Annotated in this window: 23 protein-coding genes; 14 read left to right on the top strand and 9 right to left on the bottom strand. The window is 59.0% G+C overall.

What is annotated here, in order from left to right; all coding sequences use genetic code 11:
* Nucleotides 1-2: 2 nt before the first annotated feature.
* From KB879_RS26705 to KB879_RS26645, 13 genes are all read left to right on the top strand, one after another.
* Complete coding sequence (locus tag KB879_RS26705; protein WP_211980144.1) at nt 3-1,325, top strand: ABC transporter ATP-binding protein; 1,323 nt, start codon at nt 3-5, stop codon at nt 1,323-1,325.
* The gene (rfbF, locus tag KB879_RS26700) at nt 1,322-2,089 is read left to right on the top strand and encodes a glucose-1-phosphate cytidylyltransferase (protein WP_211980143.1); all 768 of its coding nucleotides are present in this window, start codon (nt 1,322-1,324) and stop codon (nt 2,087-2,089) included. Before KB879_RS26705 ends, rfbF begins: the two co-directional genes overlap by 4 nt.
* Nucleotides 2,086-3,165 carry a CDP-glucose 4,6-dehydratase gene (rfbG, locus tag KB879_RS26695; RefSeq protein WP_211980142.1) on the top strand — a complete coding sequence of 360 codons (1,080 nt, stop codon included), beginning with the start codon at nt 2,086-2,088 and terminating at the stop codon, nt 3,163-3,165. The genes rfbF and rfbG overlap by 4 nt, the downstream gene beginning before the upstream one ends.
* Nucleotides 3,162-3,713: a dTDP-4-dehydrorhamnose 3,5-epimerase family protein gene (locus tag KB879_RS26690; protein ID WP_211980141.1), complete on the top strand. Its 552-nt coding sequence runs from the start codon at nt 3,162-3,164 to the stop codon at nt 3,711-3,713. The genes rfbG and KB879_RS26690 overlap by 4 nt, the downstream gene beginning before the upstream one ends.
* The gene (locus KB879_RS26685) at nt 3,710-4,939 is read left to right on the top strand and encodes a class I SAM-dependent methyltransferase (protein ID WP_211980140.1); all 1,230 of its coding nucleotides are present in this window, start codon (nt 3,710-3,712) and stop codon (nt 4,937-4,939) included. The genes KB879_RS26690 and KB879_RS26685 overlap by 4 nt, the downstream gene beginning before the upstream one ends.
* An 88-nt stretch (nt 4,940-5,027) precedes the next feature.
* On the top strand, nt 5,028-5,204 hold the full coding sequence (locus KB879_RS40460; protein WP_211982316.1) for a hypothetical protein: 177 nt from the start codon (nt 5,028-5,030) through the stop codon (nt 5,202-5,204).
* Between the two features lie 3 nt (nt 5,205-5,207).
* Nucleotides 5,208-6,020 (top strand): cephalosporin hydroxylase family protein, encoded by an 813-nt coding sequence (locus tag KB879_RS26675; protein ID WP_211980139.1) that lies wholly within the window; start codon nt 5,208-5,210, stop codon nt 6,018-6,020.
* 115 nt (nt 6,021-6,135) lie between these two features.
* A complete protein-coding gene (locus KB879_RS26670; protein ID WP_211980138.1) occupies nt 6,136-8,268 on the top strand; it encodes a DUF268 domain-containing protein in 2,133 nt (710 codons plus the stop codon).
* A gap of 27 nt (nt 8,269-8,295) precedes the next feature.
* Nucleotides 8,296-9,192, top strand: a complete 897-nt coding sequence (locus KB879_RS26665; protein WP_249221199.1) for an alpha-1,2-fucosyltransferase — start codon at nt 8,296-8,298, stop codon at nt 9,190-9,192.
* The gene (locus tag KB879_RS26660) at nt 9,189-10,181 is read left to right on the top strand and encodes a glycosyltransferase (RefSeq protein WP_211980137.1); all 993 of its coding nucleotides are present in this window, start codon (nt 9,189-9,191) and stop codon (nt 10,179-10,181) included. Before KB879_RS26665 ends, KB879_RS26660 begins: the two co-directional genes overlap by 4 nt.
* 82 nt (nt 10,182-10,263) lie before the next feature.
* On the top strand, nt 10,264-11,655 hold the full coding sequence (locus KB879_RS26655) for a glycosyltransferase family 4 protein (protein WP_249221198.1): 1,392 nt from the start codon (nt 10,264-10,266) through the stop codon (nt 11,653-11,655).
* Nucleotides 11,652-12,644, top strand: coding sequence for an NAD-dependent epimerase/dehydratase family protein (locus tag KB879_RS26650; RefSeq protein WP_249221197.1), 993 nt, complete (start codon nt 11,652-11,654; stop codon nt 12,642-12,644). The genes KB879_RS26655 and KB879_RS26650 overlap by 4 nt, the downstream gene beginning before the upstream one ends.
* An 8-nt stretch (nt 12,645-12,652) precedes the next feature.
* Nucleotides 12,653-13,531: a glycosyltransferase gene (locus tag KB879_RS26645; RefSeq protein WP_211980135.1), complete on the top strand. Its 879-nt coding sequence runs from the start codon at nt 12,653-12,655 to the stop codon at nt 13,529-13,531.
* 42 nt (nt 13,532-13,573) lie between these two features.
* Here the strand turns inward: KB879_RS26645 and KB879_RS26640 are convergent, their stop codons facing one another.
* The 6 genes from KB879_RS26640 to KB879_RS26615 are packed head-to-tail and all read right to left on the bottom strand — an operon-like array spanning nt 13,574 to nt 20,052.
* Nucleotides 13,574-14,473, bottom strand: coding sequence for a glycosyltransferase family 2 protein (locus KB879_RS26640; protein ID WP_211980134.1), 900 nt, complete (start codon nt 14,471-14,473; stop codon nt 13,574-13,576).
* Nucleotides 14,454-15,806: an O-antigen polysaccharide polymerase Wzy gene (gene wzy, locus KB879_RS26635; RefSeq protein WP_211980133.1), complete on the bottom strand. Its 1,353-nt coding sequence runs from the start codon at nt 15,804-15,806 to the stop codon at nt 14,454-14,456. The genes KB879_RS26640 and wzy overlap by 20 nt, the downstream gene beginning before the upstream one ends.
* Nucleotides 15,799-17,034, bottom strand: coding sequence for a hypothetical protein (locus tag KB879_RS26630; protein WP_211980132.1), 1,236 nt, complete (start codon nt 17,032-17,034; stop codon nt 15,799-15,801). Before KB879_RS26630 ends, wzy begins: the two co-directional genes overlap by 8 nt.
* Nucleotides 17,025-17,849 (bottom strand): glycosyltransferase family 2 protein, encoded by an 825-nt coding sequence (locus KB879_RS26625; protein WP_256449254.1) that lies wholly within the window; start codon nt 17,847-17,849, stop codon nt 17,025-17,027. Before KB879_RS26625 ends, KB879_RS26630 begins: the two co-directional genes overlap by 10 nt.
* Nucleotides 17,846-19,006: a glycosyltransferase gene (locus KB879_RS26620; RefSeq protein WP_211980130.1), complete on the bottom strand. Its 1,161-nt coding sequence runs from the start codon at nt 19,004-19,006 to the stop codon at nt 17,846-17,848. The genes KB879_RS26625 and KB879_RS26620 overlap by 4 nt, the downstream gene beginning before the upstream one ends.
* A complete protein-coding gene (locus KB879_RS26615) occupies nt 19,003-20,052 on the bottom strand; it encodes a glycosyltransferase family 4 protein (protein WP_211980129.1) in 1,050 nt (349 codons plus the stop codon). Before KB879_RS26615 ends, KB879_RS26620 begins: the two co-directional genes overlap by 4 nt.
* 199 nt (nt 20,053-20,251) lie before the next feature.
* Between KB879_RS26615 and KB879_RS26610 the strand changes: the two genes are divergently transcribed.
* Nucleotides 20,252-21,316 (top strand): undecaprenyl/decaprenyl-phosphate alpha-N-acetylglucosaminyl 1-phosphate transferase, encoded by a 1,065-nt coding sequence (locus KB879_RS26610; RefSeq protein ID WP_211980128.1) that lies wholly within the window; start codon nt 20,252-20,254, stop codon nt 21,314-21,316.
* A gap of 170 nt (nt 21,317-21,486) precedes the next feature.
* On the opposite strand, the gene KB879_RS26605 is transcribed toward KB879_RS26610, so the two are convergent.
* From KB879_RS26605 to KB879_RS26595, 3 genes are read right to left on the bottom strand one after another with little or no spacing between them, the layout of a single operon-like run.
* Nucleotides 21,487-22,722, bottom strand: a complete 1,236-nt coding sequence (locus tag KB879_RS26605; protein ID WP_211980127.1) for a lipopolysaccharide biosynthesis protein — start codon at nt 22,720-22,722, stop codon at nt 21,487-21,489.
* Complete coding sequence (locus tag KB879_RS26600) at nt 22,707-23,840, bottom strand: glycosyltransferase (RefSeq protein WP_249221196.1); 1,134 nt, start codon at nt 23,838-23,840, stop codon at nt 22,707-22,709. Before KB879_RS26600 ends, KB879_RS26605 begins: the two co-directional genes overlap by 16 nt.
* A gap of 32 nt (nt 23,841-23,872) precedes the next feature.
* A complete protein-coding gene (locus tag KB879_RS26595) occupies nt 23,873-25,189 on the bottom strand; it encodes a sugar transferase (RefSeq protein WP_211980126.1) in 1,317 nt (438 codons plus the stop codon).
* Nucleotides 25,190-25,422: the final 233 nt, after the last annotated feature.

Raw genomic sequence — 25,422 nt, 5'->3', positions numbered from 1 at the left:
CCATGACTATTGCAATTCACGTAGAGAATCTCTCCAAGTGCTACACGATTGCGCACCAGCGAGCGAATCGCGATGAATCGCTGCGCGCGGCCATTGAGCGCAGTGTGCGGTCGGTAGGCGCGCGCATGCTGGGTCGCAACAGCAAACAGTCCGTTGTATTGCCAAACGATGACGAGCGGCCCACGGAAGATTTTTACGCCCTGAACGATATTTCGTTCGAAGTAAAGACCGGCGAGCGGGTAGGCATTGTCGGCGCCAACGGCGCTGGCAAATCGACGCTGCTCAAGATCCTGAGCCGCATTACCGAGCCGACCCACGGGAGGATCACTATCCGTGGACGCGTGTCGAGTCTTCTCGAAGTTGGCACCGGTTTCCATCCTGAGCTCACTGGTCGCGAAAATATCTTCCTGAACGGCGCCATCCTGGGCATGCCCCGCAGCGAGATTCGCAAGAAGTTCGATGAGATTGTGGCGTTCTCTGAGGTGGAGCGATTCCTCGATACGCCAGTCAAGCATTACTCCAGTGGCATGTACGTGCGATTGGCGTTCTCAGTCTCTGCTCACTTGGATCCCGAGGTGCTGATTCTCGATGAGGTACTCGCGGTTGGCGACGCACGTTTCCAGAGGAAATGCCTGAACAAGATGCGGCGCTTCAGCGAGGAGGGCCGCACTGTGCTTTTCGTTAGCCATAGTGCGCCAGCGATCAGCCAGTTTTGCAGCACGGCGATTTTCCTAGAGAAAGGGCAGATCAAACGCATGGGTCCGGCGCAAGACGTGATCGAGGACTACATGCAACAGAGCACAATCGGCATGGACGAGCTTGGTCCGAATCTTCTCGGGAAATGTGTGCTGGATCCTCCAGTAGGTGACGAACTTGTCCAGATTGAAACGGTCGAGGTACTCACTCAAGACGGAGTCGATAATGGCGTGGTGCAGATCAACGAACCCGTGACTATCCGAGTGGCTTTCCGCGTGCTGCAGCGTTCAGACCATATCTATGTGCCGAACCTCCACATTCGCACTGCTGACGGGACGTATGTCGGTATCGTGACGCCATCTAGCAGCGAGGTGCAGTGGCTTGACGTGGGAGCCTATGTCGCGGATTGCGTCGTACCCGCCAACCTACTAAATGACGGCACATTTACGGTGCAGAGCGCGATCTCGTCGTTCAATTGTGGGCAGGTTGTTCATGCTAATGTCCCGAATGCATTGACGTTTGCAGTAGTCGACAACCTCACGGACACCACCTATCGCAACGGCTACATGCAGGCCATTCCCGGCGTGATCCGCCCGCGTCTGCAATGGCAAATCGGAGCATCGGCATGAAGGTCGTCATTCTTGCAGGCGGCTTGGGCACGCGTATCAGTGAAGAATCGCACCTGAGGCCAAAGCCCATGATCGAAATCGGTGGCAAGCCAATCCTGTGGCACATCATGAAGATCTATTCCCACTACGGGATCAACGATTTTGTGATCTGCCTGGGCTACAAGGGCTATGTCATCAAGGAATATTTCGCCAACTACTTCCTACACATGTCCAACGTGACGTTCGACATGGCGCGCAATCACATGGAAGTGCACGAGCGCTATGCGGAGCCATGGCGCGTGACGTTGATCGACACCGGTGCCGAGACGCTGACCGGCGGTCGTCTCAAGCGCGTGCGCGACTACGTTGGCGACGACACGTTCTGCTTTACCTATGGCGACGGTGTGACCAATCTCGATGTTGGCGCGTTGCTCAAGTTCCACAAGCAGCACGGCAAGCTGGCCACCGTGACGGCCATCCAGCCGCCCGGCCGTTATGGCGCCCTGAACCTGAACGGCTCGACCGTCAGCAACTTCCAGGAGAAGCCGGCCGGTGACGGCGCGTGGATCAATGGTGGTTTTTTCGTGCTTGAGCCGAAGGTGTTCGACTATATCGAGAACGACCGTACCAGCTGGGAATCGACGCCATTGCAGCGCCTGGCGCATGAAGGCGAGCTGAAGGCATATCAGCACACCGGCTTCTGGCAGGCCATGGATACGCTGCGCGACAAGAACCACCTGGAAGACATGTGGGAGTCGAACCCGTTGTGGAAGGTGTGGACATGATCGAGTTTGGCGACGCCTATCGTGGCCGCCGCGTCCTGTTGACCGGGCACACGGGCTTCAAGGGCAGCTGGCTGGCACTGTGGCTGTCGCGACTCGGCGCCAACGTGACCGGCGTCGCGCTGCCGCCTGAGACGTCGCCGAACCATTGGGACCTGCTCGGCCTCGAAATCGCCTCGTATCACGTGGATATCCGCGACAAGGATGCGCTGGCGCGCATGATCGCCGATGTGCAGCCCGAAATCGTATTTCATCTGGCCGCGCAGCCGCTGGTGCGCCGCTCATACCGGGAGCCCGTCGATACCTGGGCCACCAACGTCATGGGCACGGCGAACCTGCTGGAATGCTGCAGGCAGACGCCATCGGTGCAGGGCGTTCTGGTGGTGACATCCGACAAGTGCTACGAGAACCACGAGTGGGTGTGGGGCTATCGCGAGAACGACCGCCTGGGCGGACACGATCCGTACAGCGCATCGAAAGCCGCCACGGAACTGCTTGTGGCCAGCTTTCGCGCGTCGTTTTTCCACGGTACGGATGCACCAGCCTTGGCGTCGGCGCGGGCGGGTAATGTGATTGGCGGCGGCGACTGGTCCGAAGACCGCCTGATTCCCGACGTGGTGCGCGCGGTTACGCATGGCACGGAAGTCGAGATTCGCTCGCCCGCCGCCACGCGCCCGTGGCAGCACGTGCTCGAATCGCTCAGCGGCTATCTGCTGCTTGGCCAGCGCCTGCTGGCGCGCCGGCATGACGCGGCCGAAGCCTGGAATTTCGGCCCTGCGGAGGAAGGCAATCGTCCGGTGCAGGCCGTGATGGAACGTATTGCCGCGCTATGGCCCGCCATGCGCTGGCATATCGCGAACAACGCGAGTGTGCACGAAGCCGGGCTCCTGTACCTCGACAGCGCCAAGTCGCGCGCGGGGTTGCAATGGCAGCCGGTGTGGGGCTTCGACGATGCGCTGGCCGCGACGGTGGCCTGGTATCGCGCCTATCTGCCGGATGGCGCCATCATCAGCGCGCAGCAGCTTGACCAGTATGTGCAGGCAGCGCGTGCTGCTGGCGTGGCGTGGTGTCAGCCATGAACATCGAAGCGACGCCGATTGCCGGTGTAATGGTGGTGACGGGCCAGGCCTTTGTCGATCATCGCGGCGCTTTCCAGCGGCTGTACTGCGACCGGGAACTGGCCGACGTGCTCAACGGACGGCAGATCGCCCAGATCAACCATTCACGCACCACGCAGGTGGGCGCCGTGCGCGGCATGCATTGTCAGTTGCCGCCGCATGGGGAAATGAAGCTCGTGCGTTGCCTGCGCGGACGCGTCTGGGATGTGGCCGTCGACCTGCGTGCCGGATCGCCCACGTTCCTGCACTGGCATGCGGTGGAGCTGTCGGCAGAAAGCGGACAGATGTTCGTGATTCCCGAAGGCTGCGCGCACGGCTTCCAGGTGCTTGAGCCGGAATCGGAACTGCTGTACCTGCACACCGCGCACTATGCGCCACAGGCAGAAGGCGGCGTTTGCCACGACGATCCGGCTCTCGGCATCCAGTGGCCATTGCCCGTAGCCGTTCTGTCGCAGCGCGATCGCGCGCATCCTCTATTGACCAGCGAGTACTCCGGAATCCAGTTATGAAGTGCCGCCATTGCGGAAATTTTCTGACCAATGTCTTCCTGGACCTTGGTTTCGCACCGCCCAGCAACGCGTACCTGAGCGAGGCCGCGTTGCGCGCACCTGAAACGTATTTCCCGCTGAAGCTGTTCGTTTGCGACCAGTGCGGACTTGTACAGACCGAAGACTACGCACGCGCCGACGAGCTGTTCAGTGGCGACTACGCGTATTTCTCGTCGGTGTCGCGCAGCTGGCTCGATCACGCAGCGCGCTACTCCGACATGATCGCCAGGCGGCTGGCGCTCGACAGCCAGAGCCTTGTGATCGAAGTGGCGTCGAACGACGGCTACCTGCTGCGCAACTTCGTCGCGGCCAGCATCCCGTGCCTGGGCATAGAACCGACGGCCAGCACGGCGCAGGCCGCCGAGAAGCTTGGCATCCCGGTGCTTCAGGAATTCTTCGGCAAGACGCTTGCAGGCCGGCTCGTGGAGCAGGGCAAGCAAGCTGACCTGATCATCGGCAACAACGTGTTCGCACACGTGCCGGACATCAACGACTTCACCGCCGGACTCAAGGCCGCGCTGAAGCCGGGCGGCACGATCACGCTGGAATTCCCGCACCTGATGCGGCTCGTCGAGCAGGTGCAGTTCGATACCGTCTATCACGAGCATTTCTCGTATCTGTCGCTGGCCACGGTGGCGGCTATCTTCCGCGCGGCTGGCCTGCGTGTGTGCGACGTCGAGGAATTGCCGACGCACGGTGGCAGCCTGCGCGTCTATGGTTGCCACGCTGACGATCCGCGCGATGACACCGCGGCGCCCGCCCGTATTCGCGATGCCGAGGCGCGCAGCGGCCTGAGCGATTTCGGTGGCGACGCCTACCAGTCGTTCCAGGCGCGTGCCAATGCGGTCAAGGACGGCCTGCTGACCTTCCTGATCGAGCAGCAGCGCGCTGGCAAGGCCGTTGTTGCCTATGGAGCGGCGGCCAAGGGCAACACACTGCTGAACTACGCGGGCGTGAAGCCGGACCTGCTGGCCTACGTATGCGACGCGGCGCCGTCTAAGCAAGGGAAATTCCTACCCGGCAGCCACATCCCGATCGTGTCGCCCGACCACCTGGCGCAGACAATGCCGGACATCGTGCTGATCCTGCCGTGGAACATCGCCGACGAAGTCACCACGCAGCTTGCCTACATCCGCGAATGGGGCGGCGAGTTTGCGGTGGCCGTGCCGGCGATCAACGTATTCTGAGGAGAGGGTCCCGTGTCACGAGTCTACTACACCAAGCCGTCCATCACCGGGCTCGAAGTTCGTTATGCGACGGACGCGCGGCGAATGACTGAGGTGTTCTCATCCGGCCAAGGAGCTTGAGTCGGCCAGCGAGGTACTTCTCGACAAGCCGTATCAAGGTCGAGATTTTCTGAATCTACTGCGGGCTCGTACGTTCCCGGGCAACCCCTCCTGCTACTTCCGTGACGGGGGGAAGTATGAAGTGCGCATATCAATGAAGAGGTGAAAGATGGAGCCGATTGAAGAATTCCAGCGACGCAATGCAGAACTGATCGAGAAAGGGGCAGCGGATGAGTCACTTCGTCAATTGACGCGTCAGTGGTTTGATCGTGCCAATGCGTTCGAGTACTCGTACCACTACGCATGGATGTCGCGCCCGATCATCCAATATCCGCAGGATATTGTGGCCGTGCAGGAAATCATCTGGCAGGTCAAGCCGGACCTGATTATCGAGACTGGCATTGCCCACGGTGGTTCGCTCATCATGAGCGCATCAATGCTTGCGTTGCTGGATTATTGCGATGCCGTGGAGAAGGGCGAGACACTGGACCCGAAGGTGACGCGTCGCCGTGTGATCGGCGTCGATATTGATATCCGCGAGCATAACCGCAAGGCCATTGAAGCGCATCCGATGAGTCATCGCATCGACATGATCCAGGGCTCTTCGATTGACCCCAATGTTGTGGCGCGCGTAAGCGACGCTGTCAAGGGCCATGAGCGCGTCCTCGTTATGCTGGATTCAAACCACACGCATGAGCACGTTCTTGCAGAATTGAGGGCATACGCTCCGCTTACCACGCCAGATAGCTATTGCATTGTGTTTGACACTGTGGTCGAGGATTTGCCGGATGATATGTTTCCGACTCGCCCGTGGAGCAAGGGAAACAACCCAAAGACCGCCGTGTGGGAATATATGCGAGAGTTGAGCGAGTACCCGATGAAGGCTGCAGACGGCGCCCCACTGAAGTTCGAAATTGACAAGGCGATCGAGAATAAGCTATTGATTACCGTTGCGCCGGATGGATATTTGCGACGCGTTTGATAGTCAGAGGTGGTGACGCCAGAGAAACCGCATGCCGCGCAGCAGGTGAGTTTGCGCAAGGGCATGCAGGATCTCCGGAGTTTTAGGTTACTTTGCATATTTCAATTAATCATTGATGACGTACCCCCATTTCACGATTGTCATTCCGACCAGAAACCGGCTGGATACGCTCAAGCATGCTATCAGGACTTGCCTCGAGCAGGATTATGATAACTTCTCCATCATTGTTGCGAGCAATAATTGCACTGACGGAACCGATGATTATGTGACATCGCTGGGCGACTCACGGATAGTGCAACTCGTATCAAAGACCGATTTGCGCATGACCGATAACTGGAGTCGGGTTATGCCCGAGGCTATTCGGCGTGGGGGATACGTTACCTATCTTGGCGATGATGATGGTTTGGTGCCCGGAGCATTGAAATTTGCTGCTGCAATCGTTCGGCGATTTGATTGCAAGGTTATCAACTGGCGCAAGGTAGAGTATGCATGGCCGAACGTTATTGTGGAGGAGTATAAAAATTATTTCTCCATGTCTTTCGATCGCACAATTGTTGTCAAGAATGCAAGGGAATTTCTGCATGGCGCGCACGAATATCAGGTTGGATATGATGAGGGCCCAGGTCTCTATTCTTCGTTCGTCCACACGAGCGTCCTTGCGTCTCTGCTACCCGTCGATGGGAGTGAGTGGTTCTCTGCATGCTCACCAGATATATATTCGTGCTACGCCATCGCGAGTGCGGTTCCCGATTACATCAAGTGCAGATTTGGCCTGAGTGTAAACGGTGCGTCCGGCAAGAGTAATGGGACGTCTTATATGCATCGCCCTGATTCGGAGCTGGCGGCGGCATTCCGGGGCGAAAATAGAATGCATCGTGCGCTGTCGCATGCACCAAGCATTTTTATTGCCGAAGCGGATGGCTTGCTTGTCGCGCGTGACCGCTTCCCCGAGTTGTTTGCGGAGTACCAGTTTTCTTGGTCGATGCTGGTAACCCGCCTTGTGGACGATCTCAAGAAGGCCCCCTCCAGGTTGCACTATGATCTGGTTCTTGCGGCGCTGCGAAAAGTAATCGATTTTAGTCAACAGCCTAGCCCGGAATTGCCGGACTTCGTCGATGCCAGCAATGGAGGGTCCTCCGGTCCAGTGCCACTCGTCGATACTGATGCAAAGCGTATCACCACAATAATCGACGAGCATCTGGCTGCCAACGTGTTTGATGCGGCGATATTTGCCAATAGCATCCTGCCATTGCCACGGCTTACGGTTGACGACATGAGTGTCATTCCGTTACCGATCGTGCCTGAGGCAGGTGAAAATGCTGCTACCCAAAACGCAACTGTGCCAACGACACACACCGCTTCCTCAAATCCAATAAAACGGCTGGGAAGACCGGTGGTTCGACGTGTTCGAAAATATCGCCGTTGGCTGAATAATGCTGACAGGATCGAAAGTTGGTTTGCACGCGAGACAGAGATCGGGAAGTGGATCGAGAACGATGCGATCGTCAATGCGGCGATTCAAATTCATGAGAATCGTCTGGTCAAGGAAGAAGCCGCGCGCTCGGAATTTCTGCACTTCAGGCGATTGGCAGAGCAGTTTCCCGAGCGTGGTCTCAAGGTGAATTGGGACGACCGATATCTATGCCTTGATGACAAGACTCAGTTGACGGGCTTCGATCGCCACTACATTTATCACCCGGCTTGGGCGGCGCGGGTGCTGGCGAACGTGCGGCCACGGCGTCACACCGATTTCTCCTCGACGCTGCATTTTTGCTCTCTTGTGTCGGCGTTCATTCCAGTGGATTTCTATGACTATCGTCCTGCTCCACTTCAACTGACGGGCTTGAATTCGTTGGGTGCGGATTTGCTTTCGTTGCCATTCGAGGACGACAGTCTAGAGTCCGTGTCCTGCATGCACGTGCTCGAACACCTCGGGCTGGGTCGGTATGGCGATCCGATTGATCCGAATGGAGACATCAAAGCAATTCGTGAGTTGTGTCGTGTGCTAGCACCAGGCGGCAGTCTGCTGGTTGCCGTTCCGGTTGGTGAAGCAAGAGTCCAGTTCAATGCGCACCGAGTGTACCGCCACCGCGATTTCATCTCGTATTTTGAAGGGTTGGACTTGGTGGAATTTGCATTGATTCCAGATGGCGATGTGCCTAACGGTCTTATCTATGCAGCGCCCGAACATCTCGTGGACGTGCAGAAATACGGATGCGGTTGCTATTGGTTTAAAAAGAGCGCCTAGACCCGCAATGCAAGGGCTGAGCTGCAATTGAAATCCTTACCCTCCATGATCATTGCCAACCTTATCGGCGGCCTGGGCAACCAGATGTTCCAGTACGCCACTGGCCGTGCCTTTGCGCACCGGCATAACGTGCCGCTGTTGCTCGATGCGAGTGGTTTCGCGCACTACGACCTGCGCCGCTATGAACTGGGCGAGCTGTCGATCCAGGCGCGGCTGGCGACGGAAGACGAACTGACACGCGCTGGCGTCAAGGCGAAGGCGCCGACGCTGTTCAATCGCGTCAGCAAGGCGCTTGGATTCGACCGTCCCGCGAACCAGCTCAAGGAAGCGTCGTTCACCTACGATGCGCGCATCGAGCAGGCCACGCCTCCCGTCTACCTGGATGGTTACTGGCAGAGTGAGCGTTACTTCGCTGGCATTGCCGACCTGCTGCGGCAGGAGTTCATGCTCAGGGAGCCGGTCGATGCAGCAAACGAGAAGATCGCAGCACAGGTTCGCGAAGCGGACGCCAGTGCGGTGTCGCTGCACATTCGTCGCGGCGACTATGTGAACAATCCGCAGACGGCGCAGTATCACGGCGTGTGTTCGCTCGACTATTACCGTGCAGCGGTTAACTACGTTGCCGCGCGGGTTTCGGCGCCGCACTTCTTTGTGTTCTCCGATGATCATGCCTGGGTCAGCGAGAACTTCAAGCTTGACCATGCGGTCACGCTGGTTGATGTGAACGGTGCCGACCGTGGTGTCTGGGACATGGCGCTGATGAAGGCCTGTCGCCATCACGTGATTGCCAACAGCTCGTTCAGCTGGTGGGGGGCCTGGCTCAACCCGCATGCGGACAAGATCGTGGTGGCGCCGCAGCACTGGTTCAGCGGGGCATCGCACGATACGAGCGACCTGATTCCAGCTTCGTGGATCCGACTATGACGACACCCCTGATCAGTGTGGTGCTGCCGGTCTACAACGGCGCCGCCGACGTCGAGAAGGCTGTGGACAGCATCCTGGTGCAGACCTTTACCGACTACGAACTCATCATCATCAACGATGGCTCGAAGGACAACTCGGCCAGCGTGCTCGAATCGCTGAGCGACCCGCGCATCCGGCTGTTCCATCAGGACAACATGGGCCTGGCCGGTACGCTCAACCGGGGCATCGGTCTGGCGCGTGGTCGCTATATTGCGCGTCAGGATCAGGACGATCTGTCACACCCCGAACGCTTCGCTCGCCAGGTGGATTTCCTGGAAAAGTATCCGGACCACGGCCTGCTGGGCACCGCTGCGCAGATCTGGGTCGGCGATACGGCGACTGAACGCGCTCACGACCATCCGACCGATCATGGCGCGCTGAGCTTCGAGCTTCTGTTCAATAATCCGTTCGTGCATAGCTCGATCATGATGCGCAAGTCCACGGTCGAGGCGGTGGGTGGATATACCACCGACCCGGCACGGCAGCCGCCCGAGGACTACGAGCTCTGGTCGCGCATGGCACGCCAGGGGCGCGTGGCCAATCTGGCCGAGCGGTTGCTGGTATATCGGGAAGTGCCGGCGAGCATGTCACGTACGGGCCCGAACCCGTTTGTGGAGCGTCTGGTGCTGATCTGTGCCGAGAATATCGCCGCCGTGCTGGGTCAGCGAGAACCGTCGCGGGACGTGCTGGATGTCGCGGCGTTGACGCATTCGGCGCTGCATCGGCTGTCTCCGCGGCCTGATATCGAGCGCATGTGCCAGGCCGTGCGCAGTGCCGGACAGAAACTTGCGGCGCAATCTCCGCAGTCGGACGTGCCGCAGAGAACGGAAGCTCGCATCCAGAGCTTGCGGCATCAATACTTGATCCAGAAGCACAACATGAACTGGGCTCGGCCAATCGCACGCGCGTTGCGCAATTTCGGACGCCGGTTTGGCATCCTGCCTCGCTGACCCGAAATCAGGGGACGATGTAATGCGGATTCTATTCTGCTGCGAGTTCTACTACCCCAGCGTAGGCGGGGTCCAGGAAGTCATGCGTCAGTTGGCCGAGCGGCTTGTGCAACGCGGTCACCACGTGACGGTTGCTACGACACGCCTGGCTGAACGGGACTTCTCCGAGCATAACGGCGTTCACATCGAAGAATTCGGCGTGACCGGCAACACGGTGCGCGGCATGCATGGCGAAGTGGATCGTTACCGCGACTTCGTGACAGCATTCGATGGTGATGCCATCATGATCAAGGCAGCCCAGCAGTGGACGTTCGACGCCCTGTGGCCAGTCCTTGATCGCATTCGCACGCGCAAGGTGTTCATTCCTTGTGGGTTTTCCGGACTGTACGAGCCAGCCTATGCCGAATACTTCGAGGCCTTGCCCGATGTCCTTCGGAAGTTCGATCATCTGATCTTCTACGCGGAGCGCTATCGCGATATCGACTTCGCGCGACAGCATCGTCTGGAGCATCGCAGCATCCTGCCGAACGGAGCTTGCGAGGTCGAGTTTTCGGTGGAGAAGGACAAAGCCTTTCGCAGCCGGCACAACATTCCCCCTGACAGCTTTGTGTTCCTGACTGTCGGCAGCATCACCGGTGTCAAGGGACACAAGGAGATCGCCGAAGCGTTTGCCAGGCTGCGTAATGGCCGCCGGAAGGTCACGCTGATCCTGAATGGCAATCCGCCGCCGGCACCGGCCGTGGTGATTACCGAACCGTCAACCGGAATGGGCGGTGCAGACGCATCGTCCGCCGTTGCCATCGCTGCGAAGAGAGCGCTCGGTGTTCTCGGGCGGCGTGTCCGTCGGGTCTCCGGACTTGCATGGCGCTCGTTCGGCGTCATCCGTCGCGAAGGCTGGACTGGCGTCCGAGCGCGCGTGTATGCACTTGCTGCTGCGCAGCTGGAAGCGGCGGGTCACCTCAACTGGCTGCCGCAAAGCATGCGCAAGGCAGCGGATCCGATCCGGTATTGGGTGGAGCGGGCCAGCCGGCAATCAAACAAGCAGGTGCTGAAGGTCGATCTGGGGCGGCAGGAGTTGGTGCAGGCCTACATGAATGCCGACCTGTTCGTGTTTGCCTCGAACATTGAGTATTCGCCGCTTGTGCTGTTCGAGACCGCGGCTGCTGGCACGCCGTTCCTGTCTGTGCCCGTTGGTAACGCTGAGGAGATTGCGCGCTGGACCGGCGGTGGTGTGATCTGTCCCGCGCCAAAGGATGAGCGTGGCTACACACGCGCCGACGCCGCACAGTTCGGGGCCGAGATGAAGCGCCTGATGGAGTCTGCGGCACAACTCGAGGAACTCGGCGCAGTGGCGCGCAATCGCTGGCAGGAGCAGTTCACGTGGGCGCGCATTGCCGATCGCTATGAGGCGATCTTGCGCGGTACGGAAGCGGTGCAAGTGCCGGAAAGAATCTCAGAGCCTTCTGGCGGATGAGCGCCACGATTCAGTCGAACGAAGACAGTATTGAGGGTAGAGCGACCATGCGTTGTTGTGTGATTGGCGGAGCCGGATTTATCGGCGCCCGGCTCGTTCGCGAGCTACTCGCTTCCGGGCGGGAGGTATTGGTGCTTGGCCGTCGTGCCGAACGCCCTGCTACCTTGCCGGCCGCGACCCGATATCATTCTGTGGGGCAGGGCGATATTGCCTGGGGCGAGCGGCTTGCGGGCGTCGATGAGGTCGTTGATCTCGCATATGCCACCGTGCCGCAGACCAGCTATGCCGACCCCGTGTTCGATATCCTCGCCAATCTTCCCCCAACGGTCGGACTGCTGGAAGCCGCTCGCCAGCTGCCATTGCGCAAGATGGTGATTGCGTCTTCGGGCGGCACGGTCTACGGACACGCCGACACGCTGCCACTGGTGGAAACCAGCGTCACCAATCCGGTCTCGCCCTATGGCATCACGAAACTCACGCAGGAGAAGTACGCCCTGATGTTTCATCGAGTGCACGGCGTCCCGGTAAGCATCGTGCGACCCGCCAATGCATATGGTCCCGGTCAGCGGCCGTTTACCGGTCAAGGCTTTATTGCGACGGCGATGGGTTCCATTCTCAAGCAGGAGGAAGTGACGGTATTCGGCGAGTCGGGGACCGTGCGCGACTACATCCACGTGGCGGACGTGGCGCGAGGCATCATGGCGGTACTGCAAAGCGGCGATGCTGGCCAGGTCTACAACCTTGGTTCCGGTATTGGCCGGAATAATCGCGAAGTGCTGCGCGCCATAGAGCCGCTGGCTGCGAAATGCAATCTACCGGTGCGAATCCGTTTCGAGCCGGAACGGCGGTTTGACGTGTCGGCTAATGTGCTTGATTGCACCAAACTCCATGCTTGCTCGGGCTGGAAGCCTGAGGAGGATTTCAACCAAGGGCTGTCTTCGATGTGGGACGCCATTGCTGGCGATATGGGTTGGCACCGCCGAGTATGAAAGCGACAATGATGCCTGAGCAAGCTATCTCGATCACCGTGCTGCTACCTGTTCGCAATGGTGCGAAAACCATAGTCTCGGCGGTGAGATCCATTCTCGATCAAACATTCGACGATTTTGAACTGGTCGTCCTTGATGATGGCTCCACCGACAACACGGTAACGCTCATACAAGGGCTCAAGGACTCGCGCGTTCGTCTCATTTCAGATGGAAGGCAGCTGGGTCTGGCTGAACGACTGAATCAGGGACTCGATCTAGCCAGGGGGCGGTACCTTGCACGAATGGATGCTGACGACTTGAGTTTCCCTGAGCGATTGAGGCGCCAGTTCGAATTCCTGGAACAGCACGGGGATATCGACCTGCTTGGCTGTCGCGTGGCGATCTTCAGGAATGACGGTTCCATCGTTGGCTTTCATCCGTTCCGCCAAACGCATGAAGCGATCTGTGCGCGTCCCTGGCGTGGCTTCCCATTGCCTCACCCAACATGGATGGGACGGGTGGCCTGGTTCCGCAAGCATCGGTATCGCATTCCTGAAGTCAGGCGGGCGGAGGACCAGGAGCTACTGCTGCGAAGTTGCACTGAAAGCCGCTTCGCGTGCCTGGACGAAACGCTGCTGGCATATCGGCAAGGCCACTACAGCGTTCGCTCTACGCTTGTTGCGCGCCGAGCCCTTTTGCAGGTCCAGCTCCAAACTTTCGCGAAGCGCCAACAATGGACGAATGCCCTGTTGGCTGCTGTTTCGAGTGGTGTGAAAATTGCGGTGGACGTGCTTGCGGCACTTCCGGGTATGGATCGAGGGTTGGCATTTCGCCGAGTGGAAGATCCTGTGCCTCCGAATGTTGTCGCGAAGATCGAGGCACTTTTGGCTAACGCGTCGCGGCCGTGACAGTCTTCCATCGCCAGCGGCGGTGGAATGGACATGTGTACTCTAGCTCCGCCCGAAAGCTCGACGGGCGATCGCCCCGTTGACGCGAGAAAGCACTGCGCTGACCCGACCCCCAACGTACCAGCCGAGCATTAGTACGACATTGCAGCGGGCGTCCGCCTTGTTCAGCGCCTTGCGGTTTTTCAGCAGGAATCGCGCTGTGTTGTACAAGGCGTAGCCCTCGTAGGAGAGGCGACCGCGCCCACGCGCTCCGCCGGTGGCCTGCGAAGGTGGCAGATTGATCTGCACGGCGCGCGACTCATATGAAATCCTCAGGCCGCGTGCGCGGCAACGTACGAGGAAGTCTGTCTCTTCGCGATAGCAGTTGCCGACATAGCCCGTGTCGAAGTCGATCGCCATGGCAGCCTCGGCACGAATCAGGAACGACGCGTGGCACACGGGAACCTCCATCGGCTGGCGCGTCAGGGCGGTAAAGTCGAACTGCAGCCGGTTCAGCTGGACGATATCGTCAACATTGCCGGCCAGTTTGCGGCGTGCCAGGACGGCGGCTTCACTGTCCTTGTCGTCGCGCAGGTATAGCGCCGAGGCCCCGACGATATCGCTCGATGTCTCGGTGGCGGTTTGGAGCAGGATACCGAGTGCCCCCGGACTCAGGATCGAATCGTCGTCGCCAAAGTAGACGAATTCCGTTTGCGCCAGCGCCTTGCCGCGGTTCTTTGAAGTGGTTTGCTTGCCATTGACATCGTTGCGCAGATAGGTGATCTGCGGGTAGCGCTGCATGAGCTGCTTTGCCACTTCAGGCGTGTTGTCGGGCGAGCAGTCATCCACCAGGACAAGTTGCGCGACTTCCGGCTGCAGATAAGAAGGGATGGTGTCCGGGAGCAGATGGGCGCGCTTGTAGGTAGGCACCACTACCGTAACCTTAGGCTGGCTGTCTGACATGGAGTTTGGCGATAACGTAAGCGATTCCGACGAACAGCAGTGCTTTGATCAACGGGACCACGAAGAACAGCTGGTTCTCGCGCGGCAGCAGCAGGAAGAAGGGTAGCGTGGCCGCGAAGACAAAGAGGCCGCGTGGCGATGCCTTGGCCGCCTGGTATATCAGCCGCAGGCAGCCGCCTGTGAACAGTCCGGCAACCAACGGGCCGAACAACGGAGAATAGAGCATCGATTCGGCTACCGCCGAGCCTCCCATGCCCTTTCCGTTCAAGTACATCTCCGCGTCGACGATGAAAGATACGCGGTGCGCCAAGCTCGCCGTGTGGTGGGCGAAGTCCAGCGTTTGTCCCACTGGGAGGTCACCGAGCATGCGATGGTACCCATCCGCGAACAGCGCAAACGTAGAGCGCAGGCCATCGATTACGGGGGCGAACGATGCCAGGTTCTTCAGCGTCGAAACCACGAAGATCAGGCTGACGCCTTGTCCATAGAAGAAACCAAGGAGGGCCTCGAACGGGTCAGACGAAATGGCGGTCCCGATGGGCATACCCACACGCACGCGGCCCACGATATCTGCCATTACCGCCAGGCCCATTGCGGCACAGCCCGCTTTCCACAAGGACACCTTGATTTGTTGTGTCGTTACCAGGAGCCAGGTCAGGCAAATGATCTGGGCCATCGGAATGCCGCGCGCGCCCTTAAACATATCGAAGACACATAGCAATAGCCCGACTCCATATGCCATAAATGCAAGCCGCAGCCTGGGGCGCGATGCCAGGTATGCAAAGACGCAGAAGATCAGCCAGCCGCCAAGTGCATAAGGAATACCACTAGGGCCGCCGTACTTGTAGAGTGCCAGGTAGTCACCGTTCCTCCACGTGTCGATATTGATATACAGGCGATAGAGTGTGAACGGCAGGAGCAGCAGGCCGGCACGCAACGCAAAGATGCTCAGATACTCGTCATGCCGCTGCGGCAGTTCTCCGAGCCTGCCTGCCGAAAGCGTGATCCCGCACAGGAACAGGCAAATGCCGGATAGCGCTTTGGACACGAGCACCTCGTCCATCGGCCCCATCAGGAACCAGTCCCCGTAGCGGTAATCGGCCCAGCCAGAGAAATACGTGATCAGGAAACGGCTCAACAGGAACAGGCTCGTCGTCATGCACAGCAGCAGGGCCGGATTGAACCGGCTGGAAGACGCCTGGCTGACCCTATAGAGACATAGGAGGAATGTCAGGGCGGTAATTGGTGCTTGCCAACTGAGCACGCCGTAGGCGCCGCTGATCAAGTTAGCGATCGCCAGCACCAGTATTGCCAGAAAAGAAAGATTAGGCATCCCGGGCTCCAAGAAATAAAACAGAAGCGACTATCAGTAGGACGAAGTTCGCCAGCGCATAGGCCACTGCGGCGCCCGTCAGGCCGGTCATGCCGGTCAGTATGTACGTGGCTACCACGAAGCAGGCTGAAAACGTCAATTCGAGTGCCCAGGAAAAGCGGAGATTTCTTTGATAGATAAAGAACGCCACGAACGGCATTGCCAAGGCTTTGAATGCATCGCCGAGCAACTCGATCCACAACAGGGACGAGATACCTGCATATTCTTCGGAATACAGGACTTTGACGACCAGATCGGCGCCACGCCACAGAATCGCCACGCCAATCGCAAGCCCTGTTGCGACAAGCAATCCATAGGCCGGCATGCGGGACTTCAGCGTGCGATGCGGCGTGCCACTGCGGAACACCTCAGGCAGCAAGACGAAGCCGACCACTGCTTGAGCCATAGCGACAACCGCGTCGGAAATGCGGAACATCCCTTGCCACAGGCCAGCTGCTTCCGGGCTTACCTGCGTCGACACTACTTGACGCACGGCGATGACAGCCGCGGTGCCCACTACTGCCGGCGCGAGCGCGATCGCCACATAGGGCGCCAGGGAACGTGCGGCGGTCAACCCTTCGCCGATTGCCGCGGCGCCGGAGTGCCAGCGGGTACGGGTGACGACCGCCACCACGATCCAGATCACCAGCGTCGCGGCAAAGCCGGCGATTAGCGCATGAACGGCGCTTTGCACCGAACCGGGGGTGACGAAGAACCAATAGCTCAAGAGTGCCGTGACGCCGGAGAGCGCTACCACCAATGCATTGAGGCGAGCGCGGCCTTGAGCGAGCACGGTAGCCTGAATTTGGAGGGCGAGACCGGCAAGCAGACCCAGGATCAGAGCCGCAAACGGGTCCAGGGCCATGGCGCCACTGACAATGCCCAGCTCTCGGAAGCCGGCATGCCAAATGGCGATGATCACAGGCACGCCGAGCGCGAACAACATCCCCCCAGTCAGCCAGCGTGCACGCGCCTGCGTGTCTTGCGATGGTGCGGACAGGCGCGCGACGAGACCCTGTGCGATGCCGCCGTTCGAGAATGTGGTGTAGAGGGTGGCAAGGCTGAAAACATTGCCCCACGAACCGAAGGCCGCCGGTCCCAACTGCGTGGACAGGATCTTGTTCGCGGCCAGGCCGCAGAGCAACTTCAGGAGAACGCCCAGACCCGAGATCAGTGCGTTCAATGCCATGGAGGCGCGGCCAGTGTCTGGTAAGGGCTGGAAACACGGGCCACCACCCGTGAGGTCATGGCTGTGAACAGGAAGCTCGCAAGGAAGAACGCCGACGTGACCTTGCCGAAGCCCTCCATCGTGCGCATGATGAACCAGACAGAATGCGCCGAGCGGAACTTGTTAGACGAGAAGGAGCGCTTGCGTACACGATACCAAGCCAGCGTCTTGGGCAAGCGCTCACCACGCAGACCGCCCTTGATCAGGATAGCCCAGGCGGCAAAATCTTCAGCGACGAGGCCGGGAGGCATTGCTGGAAAAACTCCGTCGCCGGCTATCTTCCGCTTGAGCATGACGGCCAGGCACCCCACGCCCCGCCGGGCGTTATGGGAAAACAGCGTCAACCGGTTCGGTCCGCAAATTTTCGATATTGGGCGGCCGCTGCCATCCTCGAACGGAATATAGTCGTGATAACTAAAATCCAGGTCATGGTGGCGCATAAATCTAACCTGCTGTTCCAGCTTATTCGCATCCCAGATGTCATCCGCATCGAGAAATGCAACATATTCTCCCGATGCGGCCGCAATACCGATATTGCGCGCACGTGCGGGACCGTATGCCACCGGATTTGTAATGATCCGAATGCGCGCGTCAGATGCGGCAAGACGGGCGAGCACGGCTGCCGTTTCGCCATTTGAACCATCATCGATCAAAATCCATTCAAAATCGGTGAGGCTCTGCTGCAGAATCGAAATGGCGGTCGCGCCAATATACTTCCCATCGTTATGCACGGGAGTAATGATGCTAACCAGTCTTTTCGCGCTCGATATGATCATTTTGCAAGGAGTAGCAATTCCAGCCGCCGAGTCTGCGACGCCTGCGAGTATAAAGCATCGAATGCTGCAGATGCAGCATTTCGGAGGGACCCCTGATCGTGGGTTTGTAAAATTCTGTGAAGTGTGCGTGCCATCTGTGGCACATTTTCAACAACACTAATGGCCTCGCAATACCGCTCGTCGGAAAGCATGGCTTCATAGCCTACCGCGGCATTTGGCATGCAGATCACCGGGATGCCATACGATAACGCCTCGGCGACCTTGGTCTTCATGCCGCTGCCCCAACTTACCGGTGCCAGGTAGACCGCGGCCGACGCGAAGGCGCTGGCCATCCGGCCGGGATCGGGATTGTCGATGACCTTCAGGAAGCGGTAGGGTGCGGCCATTTCCGCCGCACGGGCGCCCGCAACGACGAACTGCGCGGGCGTTTCGGCGCCTTCGTTGAATGCCTTTGCCACTTCAGCGAAGTCTCGCAAAGCGGTCTGATTTGGTGCAAAGCCGAAATGGGCGGTGAACAGGATCTGCGGACGGGCGGTGGTATCCGCCAGGCGTTGAGTGTCGGGCTCGCCACGAGGCAGCGAGATGGGCAATATGTTTGTGCGCGCGGGCAAGCCGTAATGGCTGTCGAACAACGTGCGGTCGGCCTCAGTGATAAAGGTCATGAAGTTCGCGGAGCGGCACGGGGCCTCTGCGTGGCGAATAAGCCGCGTATCCAACGCATTACTTACTTGCCGTAACATATTTCCGCCATTGTGCTGGCGCTTCAGTTCGGCTTCCACGTTGTCGCTCAGTATCCCATAGGTCTTGCCAGACACTTTTTTGCGAATGTCGGACATGAGCCTGCCGAGACGGGAATTGTGGAACAGCGTCACATCTGCAGCGCGTGCTTCGCGCGTCAGCAGCGAGCGGTAAGTCATCAAATAGGTGGGGCACAGCCGCACGCGTGCCGCTACGTCTCGGAGCTTGGTCTTTTTCAGGTAAATGCGTTTGCAGTGGGCAGGGAACTCGAATATTTCCCCATTTCCCATGTCCTTGCTGATGACGGTCAGCTGGTCGACGCCTTGGGCGGCGCAAAGCGCCTGGGCCAGCGAGCGGAGGTAGAGGCCGCCTCCGGAAAGTTCCTGAAGCCCATTGGGTGATATCAGCAGAACGTTCACGAATCTCGTAATTGCAGTTGTGCGCGAATCTGCTTGCAGAAACGCTCGATGGAGAAGGAATCTTCAATGAATGAGTGCATGCGGGCGGGGTCGCTATTGCCTCGCAGACGCTCAAAAATCGACGCAGCTTGCCTGACGAAATCACCGCTGTCTGTCGGCAGTTCGCTGACCCAGGGCACGCCTTGCCGCAGGAATACATCGCAGGCGCCCACCCGGGTGCCTAGTACACTGACGCCGGAAGCCAGTGCCTCGAGTGTGACAAGCTCGAATCCTTCGAAGAGGGAGGGCAATAGCATGATGTCGATCATGTCGTAGAAGGTCGACATCTGGTCCGGCGCCAGGCCGGGAACAATTGTGACGCCGGGGAGATTCTGCAGGGCAGTCGGCACGTCGCTCGTCGTTGCGATGACCAGCCGCATGTCGGGTTGCGTGCCGATCCAGCGCGCTATCTCGATCAGATAAGGCAACCCCTTGCCATATTCCAGGCGTCCCGCAAAGCCCAGCCGCACGAGGCCGTTCGTGAATTTCTGCCCGGCATGGAACACGGTCGCGTCAATGCCGTTGTGGACCACGCGGCATTTTCTTGCGGGTACCCCATGGTGGCCAATGCACAGGTCGCGGACGGCTTCCGAGACGCAGATCACGCGCAGCGCGCAGCGCATTGTCAGGCCTTCGAGGCGGGCCAGAAGCCGCATCCCCAGAAACCGGTTGCCCGACTTGGCCAAGGCCCGGATATAACCAGCTGCGGAACCGTGAACGATTACTGCTTCAGCAGGGTAGAGCGGTGTGTACGAGGAGTTGGAAATGGTCACGAACTTGCCGCCAGATAATCTTCTGGCCCATAGCCACAGCGATGCCGCGATTGGAAAGGCAAACTGCGCAAGGCGCTTGCCACACAGAAATTGTGGTAAAACCATGGCTTCGTCGACCAGGGTTACTTCGGCGCCATGCCGTTTGAGGTCACTCTGGAGAAGATGTACGACGCGCTCGACGCCGCCCGTGTTCTTTACCCCATTACGCGATACGAGAAAAATAGGCAAGAGCATGAACAATACTGTGGTTGTGCGGTTGCACAACGCGGAGGGCAGGCCCTACTATCGGGGCGGCACGATGTGAAGTCAAATGACCGCTCGCCGCCGCACGTTCGCCTGCGATCTGCAATGCTGAACGTGGACACGGGCGGGAAGCCAACATTCTACGCGAATGCCGGCCCGACCTTGGCGTTACGATTTCTCTTGAGTTTTCATGTTTGAACTATTCTGGCTCCCTGCAATCGCGGCCTTGTTGAGTGCAGGCGCTGTGCTGATCCTGCGCCCACTGGCCACCCGCGGAGGTTTGCTTGACCACCCCGGCGGAAGAAAGCGGCACGAAGGCTCGACGCCGCTGGTCGGCGGTATCGCGATCCTCATCGCGGTCTGGGTGTCCACGGCGATGTTCGTGCGCGGCTATGATCAGTACACGCCGCTGTACATTGGCCTGACGCTGCTTGCGCTGGTTGGCCTCTTCGACGATCTGAATGGCATTCCGCCACTAAGCAAGCTGGCATTCCAGTTCACAGCGGCAATTCTGATGACTTCGTGGGGCGAGGTGTATCTACACTCGCTGGGCGATCTCCTCAACAAGCGCGACGTCATTCTTCATGCGTGGGGTATTCCGCTGACCCTTCTTGCTGTCCTCGCTGTGGTCAATGCCATCAACATGACTGATGGCATGGATGGCTTGGCAGGGGGACTTTCCTTTATTGTGTTCGGCTGGTTCGCGTGGTTGGCAAACGACATTGGCAATCCGGGTGCATACCGGATCTGCCTTCTGGTGTGTGGTGCCATTGCAGGATTTCTGCTGTTCAACATGCCCAGCCCCCTGCGCCGCCGGTTGGTTTTCCTGGGCGATGCAGGAAGCTTGTTGCTGGGTTATGGGATCAGCTGGTTCTCGGTGGAACTGTCGCAGAAGGAGTACAACCCGGCTGGCCACGTGCCCCCGGCCGTTATGCTCTGGGTGGTCGGGCTGATCTTGATTGATCTGCTGGCGGTGGTTTTGCGTCGGGCAATCCAGGGGAAGAATCCGCTGGCAGCCGATCGCACCCACCTGCATCACCTGCTGTTGCGGGCGGGACTGGATAGCAAGCAGGCAGTCTGGTTCCTCCTGGTCGGCAACTTTCTCCTCGGTCTGATTGGCGTGATTGCATGGAAGCAAGGCGTGCCGGAGTCCATACTGTTCGTCGCATTCCTGCTGCTTACGGGCATTCACTTGCTGATCATGCAGCGAGCGTGGGTCGTGATCCGATGGATACGGAGACTTCGCTCGCGATAGTGCCAATGCGAGCCATATGTAAGCTGAATTCCCCCTCTCTCCAACGCCGTGGACTGTCTCTGCGCCAGTACCTGGCTCAGGGCCTACAATAATTTGCGTTCCTGGAGTCCTTCGTAGAATGGAGGCTGATGGGCGGGTGCCTGGTTAAGCTCCAATTGACAGTGCGCAGGTCATGGCTGAGCCCTTCGCGCGTGGAGCCACATGTAGATACCTGCCAGCGTGGCCAGGACATTGGCAACTGTGTAGCCTAGAACGGCACCCCTTGCGCCAAATCGGGGAATAGCGGTCAGATCGACAGCAACTGTTGCCAGAAGCGCAAGGCCCCATTTGATGGCGATCCATCGGGGCTTGCGCAGGTAAATTGCCAGGATAGTAAAGCCAACATCGGCAAACACCAATGGCGAGGCAAGGGTGGCCAGGCGCAATAGCGAGCTTGCCTCCGCAAACGCGGCGCCATACAACAGATGCACGATCCATGGCGCCAGGAGGATAAGGGGCACGGTGCCGGCAGCCCCCACGATGGTGATGAAGGCCGCCAGCTTCAGTACATTGCGAATGCCAGCGGACGCATCCCGTGCATAGACGTAGAGCGGAGCGATGCCACCCGCGAGAATGGTGGCCAACGTGGTGTAGTTGTCCACGATCTGCATTGCGGCCGCATAGGCAGCGAACTCTTCAGAAGGTACGTGCGGTCTGAGTATCAGCTGATCAGCCCTGCGCGCCGCCATCATCAGCATAAAGCTGATCCAGAATAGACATCCATCGCGGAACAGTTGACGCGTCAGTTGGCCATCGTAATCGACAACCTGCTGTGGCATGTATTTGCGATAGAAGGTGCCGAGTAAGACAGCGACCATCAGGGCCTCAAGAACGAAAGCGGCGGCGTAGGCGCCAACGGCATGAATTCCCATCACGGCAAGCGTGGCAACAGAGCCGGCTTTCAAAGCCAGGGAAGCAAGATTGATCAGCACACTTGGCCGGGTTCGCGTATGGGCCTGCGTCCACGCGATCACGACGCCAGAGGGTTCGCGCAGCAGGATTGCGATACCCAAGATCAACGCCGGCTGCCAACTGGCATCCCCTTGACGGGATACCCATAGAAAGCCGCAGACCAGCAGGTAGGCGCAGCAAGCGGCCAGAAGGCGCAGGCGGAATACGTGCTTGAGGAGCCGATGTTGTGCGGCTAGATCGCCAAGCGCCACAAGCCGCGGAACCACGACTTCGCTACCGCAAATCAGCGCGACGGAGGCCCCGATCAGTACTAGGGACTGGGCGTATTGAAACGCCGCAAAGCCGTCGGTGCCGAGGGTACGGGCGAGTATCGCGACGATGCCGATGCCCACCAGCACTTGCGAGCAGCGATCGAGCAACATCCAGCCGACGTTGCCAGCTATGCGTCGCCGCATGACCTTGTGCAGCGTGCGTGTTCGGGTGCTTCAAAGTGCATCTCGCGATAGAGCGATAACCAGCGATCGACGGCAGCGGCGATACCGAAGTGCGTGACGATTCGTTGGCGGCGCATGTCGCGCTGGCCATCTGTTCCGGCCTCGGCGGCAAACGATTGCGTCATGGCAAGCGCCAGTGCATCGATATCGTCAATGGGCACCATGATGCCAATGTCACCCATTAGTTCCTTGACGCCGGGCGCGGAAGTGGCTACGACAGGGCGCCCGCAAGCCAGCGCTTCGCCAATCGCTAGCGGCATGCCCTCGACGCGCGAAGAGAGTACGAAAAGATCAGCTGCATTTAACAGGGCGGGAATATCGTGCCTTGTCCCCAGCAGCGAGACGGCATCGTGCAGTCCGTATTTTGATATCCGCTCCTGCAGCGCTGCACGCTGTGGCCCGTCGCCTGCAACGAAAAGGCGAGTAGTTTGTGAACGGTTCATCCGTTGGAACGCATCGATCAGCTTATCTTGCGCTTTCTCTACGGCCAGGCGTCCTATGGTCAGGATCAAACGTGCGCGGGAATCAATGCCAAGCTGCGCGCGCGTGCGCTCGCGTAGTGCCACGTCTGGCTTGAATTTCTCCGTATCGATCCCGTTGTACATCACGCGAACACGGTCAGGCCTGACGGCTCCTGCCCGGATCATCTCTGCGCGACTGGCCTGGCTGACCTGCGTCGTCAGCGTACACCAGCGATCGGTGAGCCGATAACAGAGCATGCGCAGCCGGCCGCCCTCTGAAAAGCTGTGTGCCGCGCAGATCAGCGGAGGCAGCCGGCAAATGCGCGACAGTGACCGCGCAAACAGATTCGCATGGAACATATGCGAATTCACGATGTCCGGGCGCCATTCCAGTGCAAAGCGTCGTGCTTTCAATAGCGCATGAACCATCGACAGAGGTGTCTTGCGCAAATCGAGCATCAGGCGCTCTACCGCGTCGGGCATGGGGACTTCGCAATCCGGAGTCAGGCTGATCAGCGCGACGCTGTGGCCTCGTGCGATGAACTCTTTCGCGAGGGCAGCAACCTGCTGTTCAGCACCGCCCATGCGTAGGCCGGTTGTCACCAGCAGGATACGCAAAGACTCCGGCTGAGCGGATGGCTCGGACGCGTTCAACGCGCGCCGTATCCGGTAAGTAAGGTTCGCAGTGTCTTGACTGCAATCAGCAGATCCAAGGCAAACGAACAGTGTTTCACGTAGTACAGGTCGTAACTTAGCTTTGTGACCGTCTCTTCGTGGGTGCCTACATACCCCTGCTGGACCTGCGCCCAGCCAGAAAGGCCGGGGCGAACCAGATGGCGATAGGGATAGTAGGGAATGCTCTGCGAGAACTGCTCGACCATGGGCACTTGTTCCGGCCGCGGCCCGATCAGGCTCATGTCACCGGTCAACACATTCCAGAGCTGCGGAATCTCGTCGAGCCGATACTTGCGGATGATCCGGCCAACGCGGGTGACACGAGGATCTTGCTTCGACGCGAACTGCGCAGGAGCATCTTCATCTGTGGTCATGCTGCGGAACTTCAACATGACAAAGGGGCGACCGAACAGACCGACACGCACTTGACGGAATACCGCCGGGCCCTTTGACTCAAGGCGGACGGCAAGTGCCACTAGCGCGCCTACCGGAACTGCAAGCGGTGCCATTGCCACCACGGAAACAATGTCTATGAGTCGCTTCAGGAAGCCGTAAAAATAGTGCTTAGCGTAGTCGTCCAGGAAATTCTCATCGATGTGCGCGAGTCCCACCCGCCCAGTCAGCATCTCGCCGATTCGTTCGACGGAATACATTCGGACATGTGTTAATTTCAGCTGCGACAGCGTGCGAGTGCGTTCCGGATCGGCCATGGCGTGCCGATCGACCATCAATGCGTCACACCCGGTAGCTTCCTCCAGGGACCGGATATGCTCGAACCGGTGCGGGCTCGGCGGGGCTGCACCGGGCATGTTCACGATCTGCTCGAGTTGCGCGAGCGTCGTGGGATCGGAGTATCCAAACACGGGTACATAGTTCCTGACAAACAAGCGGTACCCAAACCACGTCCACACCAGCGTGCCAAAATAGGTGAGCAACAACGCTACGCGCGAATACTCCAGTCGCATAACGGCGAAACACAGCAGCAGGGCTACAAAAGCCAATGTCACCGACAGCCCGACAAGGCTGTTGCCCTCCACAGGCGGCAAATGCAGCGACCTGAGCATGAGCACGAACGCACCGACGTACGCAGCCGCGGACCAGCCCAGCGTGCGCGTGAACAGCCCAGTGACAATTCCAGTTTGGCGTAGTACTTCAACTGCAAACATGCCGAGGCCGAGAAATATCAAGCCTAACAGTGCCCAGGCCACCATCCGGCTGGCGCGCCGGATGATCTCGGATCCTCGCGCGCGAACGGCTGGTGCCGAGCGGGAAATACTATTGGTTTTCGTCATTGGTGAATCTAGCCACACGTCAACCCTCTACGCGAGTTTGTCACTGTACAGATTTACAAGATTTTGCAACTGCAACCGGTTTTTCCCGGGCCACCGGCTAGGTAAGCAAAGGTATGATGGTTAGTCCGGGTGGATGAGTGTGCACAATCTTGCGCTTCCCTGCGCACTTGGGCCCAAGCCCCACCGAGGGCGGGAATTCTGCAATCGGGGCGCATGATTATAACTGCCTCCCT

The organism is Cupriavidus sp. KK10 (assembly GCF_018223725.1).
GTDB lineage: Bacteria > Pseudomonadota > Gammaproteobacteria > Burkholderiales > Burkholderiaceae > Cupriavidus > Cupriavidus necator.
Note: the sequence above shows the minus strand (reverse complement) of the source record. Positions and strands in the feature narration are given on the sequence as shown.